This window comes from Pandoraea terrae (genome assembly GCF_902459695.1).
Lineage (GTDB): Bacteria > Pseudomonadota > Gammaproteobacteria > Burkholderiales > Burkholderiaceae > Pandoraea > Pandoraea terrae.
Genome location: NZ_CABPRZ010000024.1, coordinates 17,482 through 37,445, shown reverse-complemented (window position 1 = coordinate 37,445; position 19,964 = coordinate 17,482). Strand labels below are relative to the sequence as shown.

The window sequence follows — 19,964 nt, the reverse complement described above, 5'->3', positions numbered from 1 at the left end:
TTGCAGGGACGGCGCGACGCGGCAATACGATCGCGACGCGCGCGCCGTCCGTCAGGCTCAGGCGCCGGGGCCGCTGTTGTATTGGTCGGCGCTCATCAGCTTGTCGAGCTCGGCAACATCCGTCGGCTTGATGCGGAACAGCCAGTTTTCGTACGGCTCGGCGTTGATCTGCTCGGGCGAGCCGGCCACTTCCTGGTTCGTCTCGAGGATCTCGCCGCTGACCGGGGCGTAAATATCCGACGCGGCCTTGACCGATTCCACGACGGCCACGGCTTCGGCAGCCTTCACTTGACGGCCGACGTCCGGCAATTCGACGAAAACGACATCGCCGAGCGCTTCCTGCGCATGGTCGGTAATGCCGACGGTCACGGTGCCGTCGGCCTCGAGGCGGGCCCACTCATGGGACTCGGCGTATTTCAGGTTATCAGGGGTGTTCGCCATTTGACGCTCCGGTTTTCAGTATTCTGTGTCGCTGGGATGAAGTCGTGCCATCAGGCCGCGCCGCTTACGCGACGACAGCCTTGCCGTGACGCACGAATGGCAATTTGACCACACGTGCGGGCAATTGCTTGTCACGAATTTGCACTTGGACGGTCGCGCCGTCCGCGACGCCCTTCGGCAGGCGCGCAAACGCGATCGATTGCTGCAGGCTCGGACTGAAGGTGCCGCTGGTGATTTCGCCGTCGCCAAGGGCCGTGACGACGGTCTGGTGCGCGCGCAGCACGCCGCCCTTGCCCTCGAGAACGAGGCCGGCGAAACGCGAGGTCTGGCCCTGCGTTTGCAGCGCGTCCTTGCCGACGAAAGTGCGCTCGCTCTGGAGCTCGACCGTCCAGCCAAGACCGGCGTCGAGCGGCGAGACGTTGTCGTCCATGTCCTGTCCGTACAGGTTCATGCCGGCTTCGAGGCGCAGCGTATCGCGCGCGCCCAGGCCTGCCGGACGCACGCCGGCGTCCACCAGCGCCTTCCACAGCGCCACGACGTGGTCGGCCGGCACTACCAGTTCGAAGCCGTCTTCACCGGTGTAGCCGGTGCGGGCGACCATGATCTCGCCGAACGGGGTGTCGCGCACAAACGCCGCGTTGAACGGCTTGAGCAGTTCGCTCGCGGCCTTGATGGCCGGCGCGGCGGCCCACGTCTTCGCACGGGCGTTGGGGCCCTGCACGGCGACGATTGACAGGTCCCGGCGCGGGGTGATGGTCAGGCTGTAGTCGCCGTGGGCGTTGAGCTGGCCAAGCCACGTGATGTCCTTGTCGGCGGTGCCGGCATTGACGACGATACGGAACCAGTCTTCGGCGATGAAATAGATGATGAGATCGTCGATGACGCCGCCGGCCGGGTTGAGCATGCACGTATAGAGGGCCTTGCCCGGCGTTTGCAGCTTGTCGACGTTGTTGGCCACGGCGTACCGGAGGAATTCGCGGCAGCTCGGACCATGCAGGTCCACCACGCACATGTGCGAGACGTCGAACATGCCGGCGTCGGTGCGCACGGCGTTGTGCTCCTCGATCTGGGAACCGTAATTGACGGGCATGTCCCAGCCGCCGAAATCGACCATGCGAGCGCCGGCCGCGCGGTGCGTTTCGTTGAGCGGAGTACGTTTGAGTTCGGTCATCAGGGCCTCGGGTCCGGAAAAACAAAAGGGGTCATCCCGGCGCCCGGCCGCATACGCCACAAGGCGTACTGCCAGATGCTGGGATGACCCCTCTGTCCTTGGTACCTGAGAGATTGCGCGGTCTCGAAGACTTTGCGCGCGCCCCTTCGGTGGGCTGCCGGCAGATTGCCGCAGCCGCTCTCCAGAGATCGAAGGCAATGCCTTCGGCGGGCCGGTCCTTTATGCCTGAGAGTTTACGGGTGTTACCCCTTCGGCGGCGCCGGCATGTGCTTCCCGGCGCGCTCTCCCGACCACGCAGGCGAACTTTACCGGGGAATGGCCGGACGTGTCAATTTGCGTCGCGAGATCAATGCTGGTCCAGTGGTGCCGTCCGGGGCTTGCCCGCCGGGCAGCCATCCTTGCCCCAGTGGCCGTCGCAGATGGCCCAGATGCATTGCTGCTTCGGAATGACCTCGTACCAGCGGAAACGCTCGCACTGCGCGAGGCGCGCGGCGATGCTGTGGGCGTTTGCGGCATGCGCAGGCCCGGATGCCGGCACGTTGGCGGTGTTGGCACCGGCGGCGGCCGCGGTGCGTCCCGGGACGTCGGCCAATGTGTCGCCGTCGCCGTTGAGATGCGCCGGGAGATCACCGCTCGCCCCGCCGGCCGGGCGTCCGGGTGCCGCGCCGGGGCGTTTGCTGAGCCGCACCACCATGTCGTCATCGGAAGCTGCGGATTGCGCGGGTGCGGGCGCCGGCGGTGATGCCGCAATCGGCGCTTCGGCCGACGAAGCGCCGGTGGCCACGGCACTCGCCAGGCTGGCATTGGGCGCCGCGAGGACGTCGGCATCCCGATGCACGACGTCAGCCCCGACCGGCGCCGCCGGGGTGGCAGCCGCCGTATCGGCAGACGCGGCCATGGGCGGCGGCACAGGCGCGGCAGTGGTGAACGGCGCCACCGCCGGCCCGCGCGCCACCGGCACCGGATCGACGTAAGGTGCGCGCAGATTCCACCAGATGCCGATCAGCGCGGCGGCCGCCAGGACCGCTGTCCCGACGATCAGACTGCCCGTCAACCAGGCCGGCTCGCCGGAACGGCCCGCACGCGGCGAATCGGGGACGGCATCGGCCGCAGGCAATGCTGCGCCGCACGCCGCACAACGCGCCGCTTCCGGGACATTCGTCGAACCACACGCTGGACACTGCACGGCGACCCCGACCTGGATTGCAACGAGCCGATTATAGGGTAGCGCGGCGCCGCCGCCAGCGTTTGCGCGCCTGATACGGCGATGACGTGGCGCAGGCGCCGCACCGGCGCGGATTCGGCCGAACCGCCCCGCCCGCGTGGTAAACTTCCCCGCCCCGCCCGTCTGTCTGTCTTTCTTCCCCATCCCGCCATGTCCGCCTTTCCGCTGAATCCCGCCCAAAATGAGGCGGTACGCTACTTCGACGGCCCGTGCCTCGTGCTCGCCGGCGCCGGCAGCGGCAAGACGCGCGTCATTACGCAGAAGATCGCGTGGCTGATCGAGACCAAGGGCTTCGAGCCCAAGCACATCGCAGCCGTCACGTTCACGAACAAGGCCGCCGCCGAAATGCGCGAACGCGTCGGCAAGCTGCTCGAAGGCAAAACGCTGACCACGCCCGGCAAGGAAGGCCGCAAGGTGCCCGTCAATCAATTGACGGTGTGTACGTTCCACTCGCTCGGCGTGCAGATCCTGCGCCGCGAGGCCGAGAACCTCGGACTCAAGCCCGGCTTCTCGATCATGGATTCCGACGATTGCTTCGCGCTCATCCAGGAACAGCTCGGCACCACGGACAAGCAGTTGATTCGCGGCGTGCAGACGGCGATTTCGCTGTGGAAGAATGGCCTTGTGAAGCCTGAAACGGCGCTGGCGGCCGCCGAAAACGCCGACGAGCACCAGGCCGCCATGGTCTATCGAAACTATGTGGCGACACTGCAGGCGTATCAGGCGGTCGATTTCGACGACCTGATCCGTCTGCCCGCCGAGTTGTTCGCGCGCGACGAAGAAGTGCGCGAGCGCTGGCAGAACAAGCTGCGCTACCTGCTGATCGACGAATACCAGGACACCAACACCTGCCAGTACATGCTGGTCAAGCTGCTGGCCGGGCCGCGCGCGGCGTTCACCGCGGTCGGCGACGACGATCAGGCCATCTATGGCTGGCGCGGCGCCACGCTGGAGAACCTCAAGCAGTTGCAGGTCGATTTTCCGGCGCTGAAGGTCATCAAGCTCGAACAGAACTATCGTTCGACGTCGCGCATCCTGGCCGCCGCGAACAACGTCATCTCGAAAAATCCGAAATTGTTCGAGAAGCGGCTATGGAGCGAGCACGGCCTCGGCGATCCGATCACGGTCACGGGCATGAACGATGAGGAACACGAGGCCGAATCGGTCGTGTTCCGTCTGTCGGCGCACAAATTCGAACGCCGTGCGGAGTTTCGCGATTACGCGATCCTGTACCGCGGCAACCATCAGGCGCGCATTTTCGAACAGATTCTGCGGCGCGAACGCATCCCTTATGTCCTCTCGGGCGGTCAATCGTTCTTCGACAAGGCCGAGATCAAGGACCTGTGCGCCTATTTGCGGCTGATCGCGAATCCCGACGACGATCCCGCGTTCATCCGCGCGGTCACCACGCCGCGCCGGGGCGTCGGCAGCACCACGCTGGAGACGCTGGGCAGCTTTGCCGGTCTCGCCAAGGTGTCGCTGTTCGAGGCCGTCTACATGGGCGCGATCGAGGCGCGGCTGCAGCCGCGCCAGCTCGAGCCCCTGCGTGCGTTCGCGGACTTCATCCAGCGCATCACGGCGCGGGCCGAGCGCGATCCGGCCACGGAAGTCATCAGCGATCTGATGGAAGGCATTCACTACGAAGCCTACCTTTACGATACGTTCGACGAACGTCAGGCGCAGTCGCGCTGGACCAACGCGCTCGAGTTCATCGAATGGCTCAAACGCAAAGGGACGCGCCCGCCAGGCGAAGGCGAGGTACAGACCGGATTCGATAACGCGGACGGCTTCGGCGACGAAGGCAAGAGCCTGATGGAGCTGACGCAGACCGTCGCCCTGATGTCGATGCTCGAAGGCCGCGAGGAAGACCCCGATGCCGTGCGCCTGTCGACGCTTCACGCCTCGAAAGGGCTCGAGTATCCGCACGTGTTCCTGGTCGGCGTCGAGGAAGGCATCCTGCCGAGCATTCGCGACGACGAAGACCTGACGGACGAGAAGATCGAGGAAGAGCGCCGCCTGATGTATGTCGGCATCACGCGCGCACAGCGTTCACTGCAGCTGTCGTGGTGCAAGCAGCGCAAGCGTGCGCGCGAGACGACCATCTGCCAGGTGTCGCGGTTCGTGCCGGAAATGCAACTCGAGGAAGCGCCGCCGCCAGCGCCGGAAGAAGCGCCGATGAGTCCGAAGGACCGTCTGGCCAGCCTCAAGGCGATGCTCGCCGGGGGTGGCAAGCCGCCGGCGCAGTAAAAAGCCTGCCCGAAAATGCGAAGCCCCCCGCGAGCGGGGGGCAAATCGTAGGGATGACGCGGGAATCTACCCGGATTGACGGACCCGGCAACCGCGCCAATGAGCAACGCGCTACTTGCCGCCGCCAGAGCTGCTGGTTTGATCGCAAGCCGAAGCCGGGCTCATTACCACGACACTCAAGAGTCCTGCGACACACACCGCCAAGGCGACGAACATTTTCCGCATAGGCCCTCCGTCACTGAAAGTGAATCTCCACTATAGGATGGGCGCGCCGCATGGGCAAAGAGACCTTGACCATGAGCTTCGTGCGGGCGATAGTCTTCAGCATGCCGTCGTGCTCAATCCCCCTGGAGCCTAGTGTGAAACTGCAGATCCTGTCCGACTTGCATTTGTCTGTCGCGCCGATGGCGCTGCCGGCCGGCGACGCCGATGTGGTCATTCTCGCCGGCGATATCGCCCGTCCGCAGCAGGCGATCGAATGGGCCCGGGGATTCTCGCAGCCTGTCGTGTACGTGCCCGGCAATCATGAGTTCTACGGCAGCTCGCTCGGCGAAACGCTGCGCGCATTGCGGCAACTGGCCGAGGGAACGAACGTGCATGTCCTTGACTGCGAAGCCGTGGTCATCGACGGGGTGCGCTTTCTCGGGACGACGCTCTGGACCGATTTCGCGCTTTACGATGCCGCTGGCAAGCATGATGACGTGCTGGTCGAATCGATCCGGTTCGTACGCGATTTCACGCGGATCCGCGTGGCGGAACCGGCCGCTGACGGTACCGTGGCGCCCTATTTCTCGCCCGCGGACTCGGCCGCGCTGTGCGCCCGCAATGTCGCCTGGCTGCGCGAGCAACTGACACGGTCGAATCCGGGACAGGCCACGGTGATCGTTACCCATCACGCGCCGAGTCCGAAGAGTATTCACCCGCGCTTTGCCGATTCGCTCGTCAATCCGGCGTTCATTTCCGACTTGGACACGCTCGTAGCCGGCTCGGGCGCTGCACTCTGGGTCCATGGGCATACGCATGACTCATTCGACTACCGGCTCGGCGACACGCGCGTGGTTTGCAATCCGCGCGGTTATGCATTCGACGGACGCATTGAAAACGCCGCGTTCGATCCCGGATTCTGCGCGACGGTTTAGCTTGGCCGTTGCTTCTCCCGCATTAACAAAATTAACCCCGCCGGAGCGGGGTTTTTCATGTCTGACGTATGGTGCGCTTACTTCGCTGCGTTGACCATGTAGTCGACGGCGGCCTTGACGTCGTCGTCGGACGCCGTGGACGCACCGCCCTTCGGCGGCATCGCATTGAGGCCCTTCAGCGCGGCATTGTGCAGCGTATCCATGCCGGTCTTGATGCGGGGGGCCCAGGCAGCCTTGTCGCCGAATTTCGGCGCATTCATGACGCCGCTGGCGTGGCAGGCCATGCAAACGGTGTCGTACAGCTTCTTGCCGGCGTCGGCGCTGCTGCCGCCGGCGGCCGCCGGGGCTGCGGTCTTGAGCGATGCCATGGCGGTCGCTGCCGCTGCTGCGGCGGCGGTGTCGCCGGAAGCCGGCGCGGCGGCGGCCGTCGGCGCGGAAGCACCGGCGGCAGGCTGGGCCGGAGCGGCCGGTTCGGACAGTTTGCCGCCTGAGGCGTTGGCCATGTAGACAATGGCGCGGCCGAGTTCATAGTCGCTCACGTCGTCGGGGCTGGTACCGCCGCGGGCAGGCATGGCGCCTTTGCCGGCGAGGGCGACCTTGAGCAATCCGTCGTAGCCCTGGGTGAGACGCGGTGCCCAGTCGGCGGAACCGACCTTCGGGGCGCCAGCGGCGCCGGTGGCGTGACACGCCGCGCAAACGGCCTTGTAGACTTGCTCGCCCGTCTGATAGACGCGCGGCGCGCTGGCGTCCTTGACTTCAACCTTGGCGACTGGGGCGATCCGTTCGGCGATGGACTGTTCGGTCATGGCCGAACTGCCGGCGCCGGTGCGGGCGGCGTTGCCGACATAATTGACGAGCAGGACGATAATGACGATCGGAACAACGAAACCGGCAACGATTGCGGCGATCAACTGCTTGGGCGTTTTGATCGGGGACTCATGCTCGTTTTGTGCTTCACTCATGCGGATCTCTCAATGTGATTTTTTGTGGAAACCGAGTGCTTCACGCCGGAGGGCTGCTTCGCCGTCCAGTCAAATTAACGAGCCATTATAGCGACAAACACTCGGCGATAGACATCGCATAGGGATGCGGCAGCGCCGCAAAAGTCCCGTGTTTTCCCTAGCTTGCAGCAAGGCAAAGCCGTGGTTGCGCACGGATTCCGCACCATGGGAGACGCGTCGGAGGGCGAGACGTGCCGCGATGCAACAAGACGATTTCGTGACGTTTGGCGGGAAATTGCCCGCACGTGTGTCAGATCATGCGCCGGGCATGGACGGCAGCGCACAAACCGGCTATGCTTCTACCTCTTTGCCAGCCGGCACCGCGTTCGCGGTCCTTTTGCCGTCTGCATCGCGCCCGTAGCTCAGGGGATAGAGTATCGGCCTCCGAAGCCGAGGGTCACTGGTTCGATTCCAGTCGGGCGCGCCAATCAAATCAATCGGTTAGAACACCTGCCCTGTTGTGCCACCTGTCCTTCCGGTCGGCATGTAGGTGCTGTGTAGGTTTTTCCCATCCACGGGACGCCGGGGCAGGACCGTTACCCTTTCTCCAAAGCGACATCAAGCGCAACGGCCCGCGCAAATTTCCGGTCTACCCCCCAACCCATCAAACTGTTCGCCTTTGGGCAACGTGATACTAATTCGAGCGCCCAGCGTCAGCGTCGACTCCCCGATATCGAAAGAATTCTTTTGCCGAAGGACCACCCCAAGGGGGCCACCCAATTCAGGGGTCGGGCACGCCTTGCACCGTGTCGGATAGATTTTTTCCCAGAAATGGCAATAGTTACAATTGCCAGTATGTAACCCCGCAGGTATCCGAAACAGCATCGGCCCTTCCGGAAGCTCTGCATATTCGAGCTTTCATCATCAGCGGGACCGGAGGCCGTGATCGGTCGTTTCGGCTCGCCCTTGCCATCGGGTTCGGTGGTAATAACTGACAACACAGAAACCGGCGCAATCAATACGGGAACGGAAGTTAACGATGGCAAGTTCCTCAGGTCCGCCAGAAGCTGTCAGTGACATTGGTCTCGAAGAGCGGTCGCTGGTCGGAACCCACCCTTTTTCTGGCTCGCTCGGCCCATGGCACCAAGAGCGACAAAGGCCGCCCACTGGCGCGAGCAGTCCTCAGAGGTCTCAGTAGGTGCAGGAACTGTCGGAAGCGGCGGATTTCGCGTCACAATAACGTGACTTGTGTCTTCCAAAAGAGCACCTAATGTCCAACGAAACGGTCACCAAGCTTGCGGCCATCACTGATGCCGCACAGTTCGAACGCATCGCAACCTCGGTACTGCGTGCTGCCAAGCCAAGCCTCTATGCAAACCTTTCACACCAAGGGGTGAACACTGACGGCAAGACCGTCAAGGCCCCCCTTGACAACGTTGGCTGGATCCATGCAAACGACGGGGCAATGCTAGTCGCGGGAGCCCACACCACTGCAGCACGAAAGGACCTCGAAGGGAAATGGCTGCACGTCCCGTCTACGGTGAAGCCTCGCAAGAGGGGCGGCCAGCCAACGCAGCCGGCGGGAGACCTTGTCAAAGCGATCGAGGAGATCAAGAAGCTACGTGAGCAGTACGCTGGCCTGAAGGCCACCTTGGCGCTTACCTGCAATCGCGAGGAGCCGGCGGAGCTGCGCGTGAAGGCCGAAGCGTTGGCGCAGGCCAACGATGTCACGCTCGACGTCTGGTCGGCCTCGCGCCTCGCGCAGTTCCTGGACACACATCCAGACGGGCAAGCAATTCGATTCAAGTACTTAGGCATCGAGCCAACCCGCCTGTCGATGCAAGAACTACTTCGCATTGGCCGGAAATCCTTAGCGTCTCGACCGGCTGTGACAGACGAGGGTGCACTGGTCGACCGACATCTGGCTGATCTGTCTGGACACACACTACTGTCCGGCGCCTCGGGCATGGGCAAAACGACCATTTGTCTGGACGCCTTGTCCACGGCACTTCAGCGAAACCAGCCCGGCATCGTGCTAGAGGACCAGACCGTCATGCGCGCGGCAACGATCGAGGAGGCGCTGGACATCGAGTTGCGCCGTTACTCGCCCTATTTGGAACCTCATTCCGGCACGCGAGCGCTCGAGTTGTGCTCTGAGATGCAACCGCTCGTGGTGGTTGTCGAGGACATCAACCGATCAGAGAACACAGAACGGTTGCTTAACAAGCTCGCCAGTTGGGCACTGCAGAAGGTTTCAGGAGCTCAGGGAGCTCGCTGGCGCCTGGTCTGTCCTGTCTGGCCGCGATTTCTCGCGGCGATCGAAAAGAAGGATGAGGTGAACAAGGCGGGAATCGTGCACGTAGTCGGCCTCTACACCGAAGAAGAGGCGTGTGAGGCGGTCAAACGACGGAGCGCGCTTTTGGCGCGACCGATGGACGATCTCGCCGCCTCGGCCCTTGCCCAGGCACTCGGCAACGACCCTCTGCTCATCGGGCTGCATGATCCGCGCACAAGCGCCCCATCTCAGGACGTCATCGCTCAATACGCTGCAGACGAGCTGGAACGTGCTGCGTTGAAGACTTCGCTAACGACCACTGACTTCGAGGATGCTGTTCGTGCGCTCGGGCTACAAATGCTGGAGCGGCGAATTTTTCAGCCTACCTGGCGTGATGTGCAGACCTGGCTGGGAGAAAGCGTGCAGTTGGCCGCCTTGCGGGCCCTTCTTGCAAGTGGTCGGCTGCTTCGCCTGTCAAAAAGCAGCCGAGGGGAAGTTCTTGAGGCTAGGCACGATCGGGTGCTCTACCACTTACTTGCCGACGCCGTGGGTCAACAGCTTGCAACGGAGATCGATGCTACATACCTGTCGGATCCGTACTTTGCTGAAATTGTAGGTATGGCTGCTGCGACAAGAAGACTTCCCCTGGAACGTCTGCGTTGGATCATGGACGGTAGTCCCCTCGTTGCCTGCTACGCGTTGAAGCACGCCGTCGCGAACAGCAGCGACTATGTGGCCACCGCAGCCAATGCAATTGAGCAATGGGTCAAGTTGGAAGAACATCGAGGCGACATCTTCTTCTCCCGACGCAATTTGGGACTCGCCGTCCTGGCAGAGATCGACTCTCAAGTCGTCACCAAACTTACGTCGCATTTCACGGATGGCGACATGCGGCAACCGTACTTCGAGGCGAGGTTCCGCAACGGTGACGTCAGTGCTGGCTTTAAATGGTTGACGGAATATCCGTTTGATACCTCCATCCCAGGGCGCCAGGAGCTGGTAGACCATGTGCGACACAAGTACGGCCGCGGCTTGATGAAGGCCGTCGGCGCCGCGTTGGAGACTCCGGGACTGCCTAACCAGCAGCGTCGAGGCGCGTTGTTGCTGGCTGGCTACATCGCAGACCCGGCCCTCGCCAGTTCGATACGGGAAGCATGGCGGCTTACAGCTGAGGAAAGGGACTTAGAGGCGTTCCTCTGGGCAGCGGCACGCGTCTGTGGCGATGAGGCGGAAGCGACGCTTGGCCCCGTTTGCGATGCTTGGGAGGCGCTACCCGACACCCAAGATGAGTTCGGTCGCAGCAAACGTAATAGCCTAGCCGCTCATGGTATTGCCTGGAAGTTCCGAGATCACGTACCCAAGTCGGCCCTTCCGTATTTCGTCGAGAGGGCCAAGCGGTCGGAAGCCTTGCGGTGGCCTATTACGTTCATGCTAAAGGGCGTCGATGATCCGGTTGCCGTTCAACACGAGGTCGAATACCTAGCGCACCGCCGTCGCGAGGCTGGCGAGGGCGGCATTATCGATCATTTTCTAAAGGATGAGTGGCGGCGTCTTTTTGAAGAGCGGGGTCAGCGCATGTCGATTGAGAGCAAGCAGCGATTGCTCTCAATCTCGGCTGATCATCGCAATGACGAGCACCTGCGTAAGCAAGCCTTCTCCCTCTGGGAAGTGAGTGTCGGCCTGGATGATGTGAATGTCGCTCGGGCGATCAACCGCGACGACGTGAGGTATGACGATGCCGTGTGGGCTCGAACGAGAAGACAGGACCTGACAGTCGTTTCCCAACTCCTTGAGAAGATTGAGGAGAAACCGTCCTACTGGTGGCAAGCTGGTCGCTACATCTGGACCGAAGAGCTGACCGAGGCACTCGGAAAGACAGTCAAGGAAGTCGCTGGATCCAACGCCACAGAGCGTGAGAGTAAGGGCGGCTGGATCGTGCCTGAGCTCATCCTCAGGCTCGATCCAGCGACGGGCGAAAGCCTTCTGATGCCCGTATGGAACGAAATTCGTCACATTCCGGAGTTCCTGCAAGTCGCCCTGTGCATCGCCACCCCGAAGCTTGTCGAGCTTGTCAGAGCAGCGGTTGCCGACGCCCCTCAACCTCGCGCATTGTTCAAGCACTTCTCGTTCACCGCCGGCATTCGTATCCAACGTCGAGACGGTATTGCGCGACTGCAGCAACTTCAAGTCATTCAGCCGTACTTTCAGTTGCTATCGGAGTCCGACTTGTTCAGCTTGTGGGAAACCTGCAACAAACGCGGCTGGCTCGACTACGCTCGCGAGCATCTGGAGCCAGTTCTGCGCGGCCTTGACTCCGATTTGACCAGGCGTGTGCTCGGTCGCACAATGATCGACTTCTCCGATCTCGAGAGCGACCTGAGCAAAGGAGTGATTTGGAATGCATACCACTGGCTCGAGGTAAAGATGCGTGTAGGCGCAAAGCGAGAGGACCTGATTGCCGCGTTGTTCGACTGGCTCAAGGAGAAGAAGTCCCTGTTTGCCCTCAAGATCGTTGGGAGCGTTCTTTCCGAAGATGGCACCCGCTTCGAATTTGCGCAATTGAAGGTGGCTGTGTCTGACATACTGGATGCCGACGAGATTCTTAATCTGGTCCAATTCAACATCTTTCGCCGGACCTTGAGTTAATGGGGATATTGCGACCGTACACTCCACCTCCGGCGCGGCATGCGCATCCCAATTCAAACTGTTCCCGCTGTCCAGAAACGCAAAGAAGCAATGCTCTACGCGGAGGTTCACGGGTACAGCGTGGAGTGCAGCAGCCGCGTCACGTATCATTCGTCGCTGCTCTGACTCTCAATGCGAAGGGTGAGCGTTTCCGAGGTGCCGCGTCCCACGGGTCAAGACCTTCATGAGACTGAGAGGCACACGGGAGCATTCCCAGGCTGCACTTTGCTCGATTACCGCGAAAAAGCAAAGCCGAATGTCTGCTGTTGCCCTCTCGAAGTTCCGCTATGTGTCGACATGCGACCTTCGCAACAAGCAGCAATCGGACATGAAGAGGCAGTCCTCCGCTGCGCCGGACGGCCAGTCCAGCGCCTAGAGCAGATAGCGCGAAAGCGCAACATCCCGCTGCAAATAAATGCAGTCAGAAAGGACAACGCGATGCCGTACAATGCGGCACTCGTGCGCGCTCCCAAACTTCATTCAGATAGATCTGTCGCCGGTGCGAATCTTCACAGGGGGAGCTTACCCGACTCCGGATTCGTTTTTGACTACGTGACGTGGGATCGAGTTCGATCCGTTGGGTCGCGCCCTACAGCATAGCGTCGCCGGCATGCAGCCCATCTGCTGCCACGGGAGACGTGCCGCTTATTTAGGTCTCGCTCGGAAGGGGCGCGAAACAACGACTATGGGCACAAGTGCATGACGCGAGCAGGACGGACTAGATTGTGAGCTTTCCTAAAATCACACCGAGTCGGATCGAGAGCCACCTTTTGGAGGTCGCGAACACTCTGCGTCACCCCGGGGGGATGGACGCGATGGCAAAGCGAAGATCGCGCCTTCTGACAGCAGCTGAACGCCTTGGCGGAAACGCTGGATGCGCTGGATGACAACGAGTGATGCCACGCCAGGAACGCGACCCTTGAATTTACCTATTAGGTAAAGTTTGATATAATGAGGCTGCCTTGGAGATCAACTTTAAGGACAAGAAAATCCGTGAACTCTGTGAGAAGCAGGCCGTCGCCGAGAAAAAACTCGGGACGGCCTGCGCGCGTAAGCTGCGCACCCGCCTGAGCGATCTGGAGGCAGCCACTCGGGTCACCGAACTGGTCGCCGGCAGCCCCCATCCGCTTAAAGGAGATCGCGCAGGGCAATTCGCGCTCGGCCTAGCGGGCGGCTGGCGTCTGGTGTTTGCCCCGGATCATGATCCTTGTCCGACCCGCCCGGATGGCGACATCGATTGGTCCCAAGTCACCATCGTCTGCATTGAATACATAGGGGATTATCATGACTGAGTTGAGTGCTCCTTTCGCGCCAGACTGGGTCTCCCCTCCTGGCGATACCATCCTCGACCTGATCGAGGAACGCGGCTGGACACAGACCGAACTGGCCAAGCGTCTGGGTTATACCGAAAAGCATATCAGCCAACTGATCAACGGCCGGGTGCCTCTCACTCACGATGCAGCCCTGCGCCTTGAGCGCGTGCTGGGCAGTAACGCGGGCTTCTGGCTGGCGCGCGAGGCAAAGTACCGCGAGCACTGTGCCCGCCTGGAGGCTGCCCGTGCCCACGCTGACTGGGTATCGTGGCTGGATGAATTGCCCATCAAGGATTTGATGACGAGCGGCGCCATCCCGAAAGTGCGCAACGATGCCAAACACAAGCCTGGCTTGGTTGATGCCTGCCTGCGCTTCTTTGGCGTGGCCTCACCGGATGATTGGCGCGCGCATTATGGTGGCATGCAGGTGGCGTTCCGGCGCAGTCGAGCGGAGCAAAGCGACATCGGCGCCATCTCGGCTTGGCTGCGCTTGGGCGAACAGCAAGCCGAAAAGCTGGACGGGCCGAAGTACGACAGAGCCGGCTTCGAAAAGGCCCTAACGACCATCCGCAGTCTGACCTGCGAGCCGCCCGAGGTGTTCGAACCGCAACTGCGCAAGCTGCTGCATGAGGCAGGCGTTGCCCTGGTGCTGGTACCTGCCATTCCGCGCGCCCATGTCAGCGGCGTAGCGCGCTGGCTCAGTCCTACGCGGCCAGTGATCCAGCTCTCGCTATACGGCAAGACTAACGACAAGTTCTGGTTCACCCTTTTCCACGAGGCTGCACATATCCTGCTTCATGCCAACACCAAGGAAGACAAGAAGTCGGTATTCCTCGACGACCCCAATGCGAGCCATACGGATGACCCGCAGGAGCATGAAGCCAACCAGTGGGCTGGAGACTGGCTGATTCCACCCCGACACACGATCGCGCTGGCCAGCCTCCGCAGCAAGGCGGCGGTGGAAGCCTTTGCCCGCCAAAGTGGCGTCCATCCTGGCATCGTGGTGGGGCGTTTGCAGCATGACGGTCTGATCGATCCTTCGTGGATGAACGACCTTAAGCAAAGCTTTCGCTTTACGGAAGGCGCTGATGTCTGAGCTGAACGCTTTGAAGCCCGGCTGGCGCCAGATGAAGTTCAGCGATTTGGGCAATGCCGGTATTATTAAGGGTGTACGTCGCAACCAGATGTAAGCGATTCAAACGCGCAACTGCGCTGATCGCACAAGATGCCCCTCTGTCTCAAATAGGACTGGTACCGGCCAGCGATGTCTTTGGCCTGGCGGGCCGCAATGGGTCGCGTCCTGCGCCTCGTCGCTGCGGTTCGCCGGGCGCAACCAGCGAACGTGATCACCGATCAAGGTGGACCCGTCACCGATCCGACTGATGCCAAATGCAGGAATACGCAAGCGCCGGGCTTCCAAGCACATCGCCATATCGTCAGTTTGCGGGTTGCAGCTCTCTCAACAACGCCTCCGGTCCAAGCGCGCGCAAATCACATCCCATCGCGTGCGCGACACCAAAACGCAAATCTTCAGAGTCACCCCAAATCCAGCAGCCTCGTTTCAGCAATGAAACGTTTTCGGCCGATCGCAATATCATTCGAATCGGCCAACATGAAAATCATTAGTAAAATTAATTGGTTGTGTAATGTGGCCCGATTTTTGCCAGGTACGCGTGGTGAATTCGCCCTACGCTGTCGCTCCAGCGCGGCAATTCAGACTCGAAATTCGTTAACTTTCCTCGAAATATAATAAGAAACTACGGCGTTTAGCGGCTGTCATCGAGAAATTTTGAGAACGTTCATCCGGACACCAAGCCAACGGGCAGAACTGCCAAGTTATCAAAAGCACAGCAGTGGAAATCTCCCAACGGACAAGTCACGGCTCACCAAAAAAACGCCGGTCAGCGCGAGCGGCCCGGCGAATCTGGATGACTACGTCCTCTGAATATCAGCTTTCCCAGTGGGCGGTCGCCTCGCTGAATCGCTTGTTGGCGACAATGTCGGCTAGGTCGTGCGCCTCCTTGGACAAGTCTTCCATCTGCTCAAAAAACGCGTAGATAAACTTATCGTCAAGCGAAGCAATGCTGCCCTGTCCGCCAATCGCAGCGAGCGCGACGATGCGACTAGTGATGTCGCACAAGCGAACGATTTCATCATCCGCATGCTCAGGAATGCGGGCCTCAATTTCGTCATCGGGGGGGAGGTGACGTGCTTCTTCCATGGTCAATCTCCTTACGGCAAAGTCAAATTGCGCCCGCGTTGCGCTGTCGTGGAGGTAGATCGATCAGAGGACGAACGGGTGGGCGGGCATCAGGCCGGGGTGAGATACCGCATGATCATAGGGATTGACGGCCGACCCGAAGGTCGCCCAGCCTGAACCCGCCCAAAGAGAAATGGCGAACGCAGTCAGTGCACGACGGACCGCGCAAGCGCGGCCGTGTGCCCCTAATTAATCATGTCAGGATCTCACTCCCGAGTCGCGATTGGGTCGCGACAGGAAAAGATTAGCGGTGGCACACGCTCCGTACAAGCAAATATAGGCGCTTCTTGGCATTTTCGGAGTTTTCCGATACCGCCAGCGGGACATATCTGACCATGCGAACCGCGCGCTCGCGAACTTCCAGGGAAAACTTGATTGGTTGCTTCATGGCTCCATTCTTTCAAGCGTTGGCGCCTCCTCAAAATCCGGGGCGGTTCATGTAGGTAGACACCTACAACGCAACAGATAGACCACTTTTGGCGGAACTTATCCCCCACCTTCCTTGACAATGTCTTTAGGGGCCGCATAATCGAAAATACATCTGTGCCCCGCTTTCATGCGCCTCACCCACGCAAGCACGTTCCAGCCGCCGGGTCCCGGCGCTCACGTTATTGGAGGGAGATATGCAGAAACGACAATTCCTGTTGACCTCGACCGCGGCGCTCGCCGGTGCCGCACTGGCCCTCGCCGGGTGTTCGACCACCACCACGTCCCAGACTTCCGGCGGCGTAGCAACCAACGCCGGCACCAATGCCAACAAACGCCGCGAAATCGACTCTGGCGTGAACAACACCCTGGATCGACTCTTCTCGACCGTCAAGGGCTCTCGCGAACTGGTCGGCAAGGCCCGCGGCGTGCTGGTGTTCCCGTCCGTGCTGGCGGCCGGCTTCGTGGTCGGCGGCGAGTACGGCGAAGGTGCGCTGCGTACCGGCGGCGCAACGCAGGGTTACTACAACACCGTCACCGCCTCGTTTGGCCTGCAGATCGGCGCGCAGTCGAAGGCCGTCATCTTCCTGTTCATGACGCAGGACGCCCTCGACACGTTCCAGCGCCGCGACGGCTGGACAGTCGGCGCAGACGCATCCGTCGCGCTGGTCAAGGTCGGCGCGAGCGGTTCGATCGATACCAACACGGCCACCGCGCCGGTGCAGGTGATCGTCATGACGAACGCAGGCCTCATGGCCAACCTCAACGTCGAAGGCACGAAGGTCTCGCGGCTCAATATCTGACGCCTGCGGCGCCGGAATGTCTCCGGCAAATAGAAAACGGCGATGCGGGTGGCATCGCCGTTTGTGCTTGCTACAGACCGCGCGCGGTCAGGCTCACTCGTTGCTGAACGCCGCCGGACGCCACTTCAGCAGCCGCTTTTCAAGCGACGTCAGCAGGTAATCCGCAGCAAGCGCCACGGCCGCCAGCACGATCATTGCCGCAAACACGCCACTGGCGTTGAACGCGCCCTGCGCCGTCGAGATCAACAGCCCGATACCCTGCTTCGAACCGAGGAATTCGCCGACCACCGCACCAACCAGCGCAAAGCCGAAGCTCACGTGCAAGCTGGCCAGGATCCACGACAGCGCCGACGGAATCACCACCGACATCGTCACCTGACGGCGTGAGGCGCCCAGAATCTGCGCATTCGCGATCATGTAACGGTCCGCCTCGCGCACACCCTGGAACGCGTTGCCGAACACGACGAAGAACACCATCACCACCGCCAGGGCGACCTTCGAGGCCATGCCCAGACCGAAGGCGATCACGAAAATCGAGCCGAGCACGACGCGCGGAATCGAGTTGGCGATCTGGATGTACAGACTGAAAACGTCCGACAGCAGCTTGTTGCGGCCCAGCAGAATGCCGCAGATCACGCCGGCGACCGCGCCGATCAGGAAGCCAAGCGCCGTTTCTTCCAGCGTCACCAGTACCTGCGCCCACAACGGGCCTTGCGACGTGCCGTTCAGGCACCATTCATAAATCTGCTCGACGATCAGGCTCGGTTGCGAAAAGAAGAACGGATCGATCCAGCCGACCCGCGCCGCGACTTCCCAGCCGCCCAGGCCAACGACCAGAATCGCCACGCGCAGGAAAATCACCAGCGCGCGCCGTTGTTTGATGCGGCGCTGCGCCGCGGCCTCTTCGCGAGCCAGCTCGGCTTCGCTCAGGGCGTTCGTGCCGCCCGTCAATACCTGTTCACTCATGTTTACACCCTGTTCCTTGCCACTGCATTTGTCGTTCAGCCAATCTTCACTTCGTCGCGCAGGTCGTTCCAGATCTCGCGCGAGATGTCGATAAAGCGTTGTTCGTACCGGATTTCCGACATTACACGCGGGCGCGGCAGGTCGATGGTATAGACGCTCTTGAGCGTGGCCGGGCGGGCCGTCAACACGAACACGCGATCGGCCAGCGCAATCGCCTCTTCCAGATCGTGGGTAACGAATACGACCGAACCGGACGTCGACGACCACAGTTGCAGCAGTTCGTCCTGCATCAGCGTGCGCGTCTGCATGTCGAGCGCCGAGAACGGTTCGTCCATCAGCAGGATTTCGGGGCCGTTGATGAATGTCTGCGCCAGCGCCACGCGCTTGCGCATCCCGCCCGAGAGCTGATGCGGGTAGTGGTCGCCGAACTTGTCGAGCCCGACCTTGCGGATCCACTGATCCGCCAGCGCGTAGGCCGCGGTTTTCGATTGCCCGCGGAACAGCGGACCGGCTGCGACGTTGTCGCGCACGCTGCGCCACGGGAAGACGGCGTCGTTCTGGAACACGAAGCCGATACGCGGATCGATGCCGTTGACGGGCTGGCCCATCACACGCACGCTGCCAGTGGTCGGCTTGAGCAGGCCGGTGATCATCGACAGCGTGGTCGACTTGCCGCAGCCGGTCGGGCCAACGATCGCGACAAACTCGCCGCGCGCCACGCTCATGCTGAATTCGCGCAGTGCCACGGTCGCCTTGCCGTCCGGCGAAATGAAGCGGCACGACACGTTGTTGAATTCGATGGCCGGCGTGTCGCGCGTCACCGCCGAGGTGCTCGAGCTCGAAGCTGGCGCAGCGGCCGGTTTTACGGGCGGATTCAGTGTCTCTTGCATACCCTTGGTCCTTTCTCAGGGTGAGCCGGTCCTCACGGCAGCGCATGCAAGCGCTGCCGTGGGCGGCTGTCCCGGCCACACGTCGGGGGCCGTGCGCCGGGAACTACGGTCAATCGGGGCTCGCCTGGCCGGCGATCACTTGGCGGCGACAGCCGCCGACGAAACGAATTCGTTGGTGTACGTCTTCGACAGGTCGATATGCTTGCCCTTGACGTTCGGGTTGAAGGCCGACAGCACCTTCAGCACGGTCTCCGGGCCGCCAACCGGCATCTTGCCGTCGGGCGAGTACATCGGCAGCGAGTTCTGCAGCGCCTGCACGTAGAGTTCCTTGTTCTTGCCGTAGTAGTCCTTCGGCATCTTCTCGGCAATCTCCGCCGCGCTGTGCGTGTTGATGAACTTCAAGGTCTTCACGAACGCACGCGCCAGCTTCTGCGCTTCAGGCTTGTGGTTGTCGAGCCACGCGCGTTGCACGTACAGGCTCGATGCCGGATAAGCGCCGCCCAGCGCAGCAACGGTGCCGTCCATCGAACGCAGGTCGACGAGCACGGCAGCGTCGCCCGTCTTGAGCAACTGCGAGGCGGTCGGTTCGGTGGTCATGCCGGCGTCGATGCGGTTCTGCTTCATCGCGGCGATGAACGTGTTGTCGGCGCCAACCGGCAGCACGGTGTATTGTGCCGAGGTCAGGCCGTGCTTCGCGGCGAGGTACTGCGTCAGGAAGTTGGTCGACGAACCCAGACCGGTGACGCCCAGGGTCTTGCCCTTCACGTCGGCCATGGACTTGATCGTGTCACGGCTTTTGGCGTTGACCAGCTCGACTTCGCCCGGCACCTGGCCGAACACGACAATCGCCTGGATTTCCTTGCCCTTGCTCTGCAGATCGATCGCATGGTCATAGAAACCGACGACGGCCTGCACTGCGCCGGCCAGCAGTTCATTTTCGGCATCGACGCCCGCCGGCTGCGACAGCAGCTCGACGTTCAACCCTTCTTCCTTGAAATATCCGAGCTGGTCGGCCAGCTTGGCCGGCAGATAGATCATCTTCGTAATGCCGCCGACCATGATCGTGATCTTGCCGGTATCGGCGGCAAACGACGGCGTGGCGCTCAGCGCGAGCGAGACGCCAACAGCGGCGGCCAGCGAAGCGGATTTGACGAAAGCTTTGGGCATACGAATGCCAAGGCA

14 protein-coding genes, 1 tRNA gene and 2 riboswitches are annotated in these 19,964 nt (G+C 61.6%); of the genes, 7 read left to right on the top strand and 8 right to left on the bottom strand.

What is annotated here, in order from left to right; all coding sequences use genetic code 11:
* Window positions 1–57: 57 nt before the first annotated feature.
* From gcvH to PTE30175_RS22000, 3 genes are all read right to left on the bottom strand, one after another.
* The gene (gene gcvH / locus PTE30175_RS22010) at window positions 58–441 is read right to left on the bottom strand and encodes a glycine cleavage system protein GcvH (RefSeq protein ID WP_150699206.1); all 384 of its coding nucleotides are present in this window, start codon (window positions 439–441) and stop codon (window positions 58–60) included.
* A gap of 64 nt (window positions 442–505) precedes the next feature.
* Window positions 506–1,612, bottom strand: a complete 1,107-nt coding sequence (gene gcvT / locus PTE30175_RS22005) for a glycine cleavage system aminomethyltransferase GcvT (protein ID WP_150699205.1) — start codon at window positions 1,610–1,612, stop codon at window positions 506–508.
* A gap of 82 nt (window positions 1,613–1,694) precedes the next feature.
* A riboswitch (glycine riboswitch) is annotated at window positions 1,695–1,807 on the bottom strand.
* A gap of 7 nt (window positions 1,808–1,814) precedes the next feature.
* Window positions 1,815–1,911: riboswitch (glycine riboswitch) on the bottom strand.
* A 47-nt stretch (window positions 1,912–1,958) separates the two neighbouring features.
* Entirely contained in the window at window positions 1,959–2,798 is an 840-nt protein-coding gene (locus PTE30175_RS22000; RefSeq protein ID WP_150699204.1) for a hypothetical protein, read from the bottom strand.
* Window positions 2,799–2,987: 189 nt separating this feature from the next.
* On the opposite strand from PTE30175_RS22000, the gene PTE30175_RS21995 reads away from it, so the two are divergent.
* Window positions 2,988–5,084 (top strand): UvrD-helicase domain-containing protein, encoded by a 2,097-nt coding sequence (locus PTE30175_RS21995; RefSeq protein ID WP_150699203.1) that lies wholly within the window; start codon window positions 2,988–2,990, stop codon window positions 5,082–5,084.
* 359 nt (window positions 5,085–5,443) lie between these two features.
* Window positions 5,444–6,223, top strand: a complete 780-nt coding sequence (locus PTE30175_RS21990) for a metallophosphoesterase (protein ID WP_150699202.1) — start codon at window positions 5,444–5,446, stop codon at window positions 6,221–6,223.
* Window positions 6,224–6,300: 77 nt separating this feature from the next.
* Here PTE30175_RS21990 and PTE30175_RS21985 read toward each other — a convergent pair whose 3' ends face one another.
* Entirely contained in the window at window positions 6,301–7,185 is an 885-nt protein-coding gene (locus PTE30175_RS21985; protein WP_150699201.1) for a c-type cytochrome, read from the bottom strand.
* Window positions 7,186–7,575: 390 nt separating this feature from the next.
* Here PTE30175_RS21985 and PTE30175_RS21980 point away from each other — a divergent pair.
* The 4 genes from PTE30175_RS21980 to PTE30175_RS21965 all read left to right on the top strand — a co-directional run bounded on the left by PTE30175_RS21980 (window position 7,576) and on the right by PTE30175_RS21965 (window position 14,533).
* A tRNA-Arg gene (locus PTE30175_RS21980) sits at window positions 7,576–7,651 on the top strand.
* 783 nt (window positions 7,652–8,434) lie between these two features.
* On the top strand, window positions 8,435–12,085 hold the full coding sequence (locus PTE30175_RS21975; protein ID WP_150699200.1) for an ATP-binding protein: 3,651 nt from the start codon (window positions 8,435–8,437) through the stop codon (window positions 12,083–12,085).
* A gap of 1,001 nt (window positions 12,086–13,086) precedes the next feature.
* Entirely contained in the window at window positions 13,087–13,416 is a 330-nt protein-coding gene (locus PTE30175_RS21970) for a type II toxin-antitoxin system RelE/ParE family toxin (RefSeq protein ID WP_150699199.1), read from the top strand.
* Window positions 13,409–14,533 carry a helix-turn-helix domain-containing protein gene (locus tag PTE30175_RS21965; protein WP_150699198.1) on the top strand — a complete coding sequence of 375 codons (1,125 nt, stop codon included), beginning with the start codon at window positions 13,409–13,411 and terminating at the stop codon, window positions 14,531–14,533. Before PTE30175_RS21970 ends, PTE30175_RS21965 begins: the two co-directional genes overlap by 8 nt.
* Before the next feature lie 852 nt (window positions 14,534–15,385).
* Here PTE30175_RS21965 and PTE30175_RS21960 read toward each other — a convergent pair.
* Window positions 15,386–15,658 carry a hypothetical protein gene (locus tag PTE30175_RS21960; protein WP_150699197.1) on the bottom strand — a complete coding sequence of 91 codons (273 nt, stop codon included), beginning with the start codon at window positions 15,656–15,658 and terminating at the stop codon, window positions 15,386–15,388.
* Between the two features lie 662 nt (window positions 15,659–16,320).
* On the opposite strand from PTE30175_RS21960, the gene PTE30175_RS21955 reads away from it, so the two are divergent.
* Window positions 16,321–16,926, top strand: a complete 606-nt coding sequence (locus PTE30175_RS21955; protein ID WP_150699196.1) for a BPSL1445 family SYLF domain-containing lipoprotein — start codon at window positions 16,321–16,323, stop codon at window positions 16,924–16,926.
* Window positions 16,927–17,019: 93 nt separating this feature from the next.
* Here the strand turns inward: PTE30175_RS21955 and PTE30175_RS21950 are convergent, their stop codons facing one another.
* From PTE30175_RS21950 to PTE30175_RS21940, 3 genes are all read right to left on the bottom strand, one after another.
* Window positions 17,020–17,892 carry an ABC transporter permease gene (locus PTE30175_RS21950; protein WP_150699195.1) on the bottom strand — a complete coding sequence of 291 codons (873 nt, stop codon included), beginning with the start codon at window positions 17,890–17,892 and terminating at the stop codon, window positions 17,020–17,022.
* A gap of 35 nt (window positions 17,893–17,927) precedes the next feature.
* Entirely contained in the window at window positions 17,928–18,713 is a 786-nt protein-coding gene (locus PTE30175_RS21945) for an ABC transporter ATP-binding protein (protein ID WP_150699249.1), read from the bottom strand.
* Between the two features lie 204 nt (window positions 18,714–18,917).
* Window positions 18,918–19,949 (bottom strand): ABC transporter substrate-binding protein, encoded by a 1,032-nt coding sequence (locus PTE30175_RS21940; protein WP_224788920.1) that lies wholly within the window; start codon window positions 19,947–19,949, stop codon window positions 18,918–18,920.
* Between the last annotated feature and the right edge of the window lie 15 nt (window positions 19,950–19,964).

Excerpts from the sequence above, each read along its gene's own strand:
- gcvH (WP_150699206.1), bottom strand. The coding sequence starts at position 441 with ATGGCGAACACCCCTGATAACCTGAAATACGCCGAGTCCCATGAGTGG.
- gcvT (WP_150699205.1), bottom strand. The coding sequence starts at position 1,612 with ATGACCGAACTCAAACGTACTCCGCTCAACGAAACGCACCGCGCGGCC.
- PTE30175_RS21995 (WP_150699203.1), top strand. The coding sequence starts at position 2,988 with ATGTCCGCCTTTCCGCTGAATCCCGCCCAAAATGAGGCGGTACGCTAC.
- PTE30175_RS21985 (WP_150699201.1), bottom strand. The coding sequence starts at position 7,185 with ATGAGTGAAGCACAAAACGAGCATGAGTCCCCGATCAAAACGCCCAAG.
- PTE30175_RS21975 (WP_150699200.1), top strand. The coding sequence starts at position 8,435 with ATGTCCAACGAAACGGTCACCAAGCTTGCGGCCATCACTGATGCCGCA.
- PTE30175_RS21965 (WP_150699198.1), top strand. The coding sequence starts at position 13,409 with ATGACTGAGTTGAGTGCTCCTTTCGCGCCAGACTGGGTCTCCCCTCCT.
- PTE30175_RS21960 (WP_150699197.1), bottom strand. The coding sequence starts at position 15,658 with ATGGAAGAAGCACGTCACCTCCCCCCCGATGACGAAATTGAGGCCCGC.
- PTE30175_RS21955 (WP_150699196.1), top strand. The coding sequence starts at position 16,321 with ATGCAGAAACGACAATTCCTGTTGACCTCGACCGCGGCGCTCGCCGGT.
- PTE30175_RS21950 (WP_150699195.1), bottom strand. The coding sequence starts at position 17,892 with ATGAGTGAACAGGTATTGACGGGCGGCACGAACGCCCTGAGCGAAGCC.
- PTE30175_RS21940 (WP_224788920.1), bottom strand. The coding sequence starts at position 19,949 with ATGCCCAAAGCTTTCGTCAAATCCGCTTCGCTGGCCGCCGCTGTTGGC.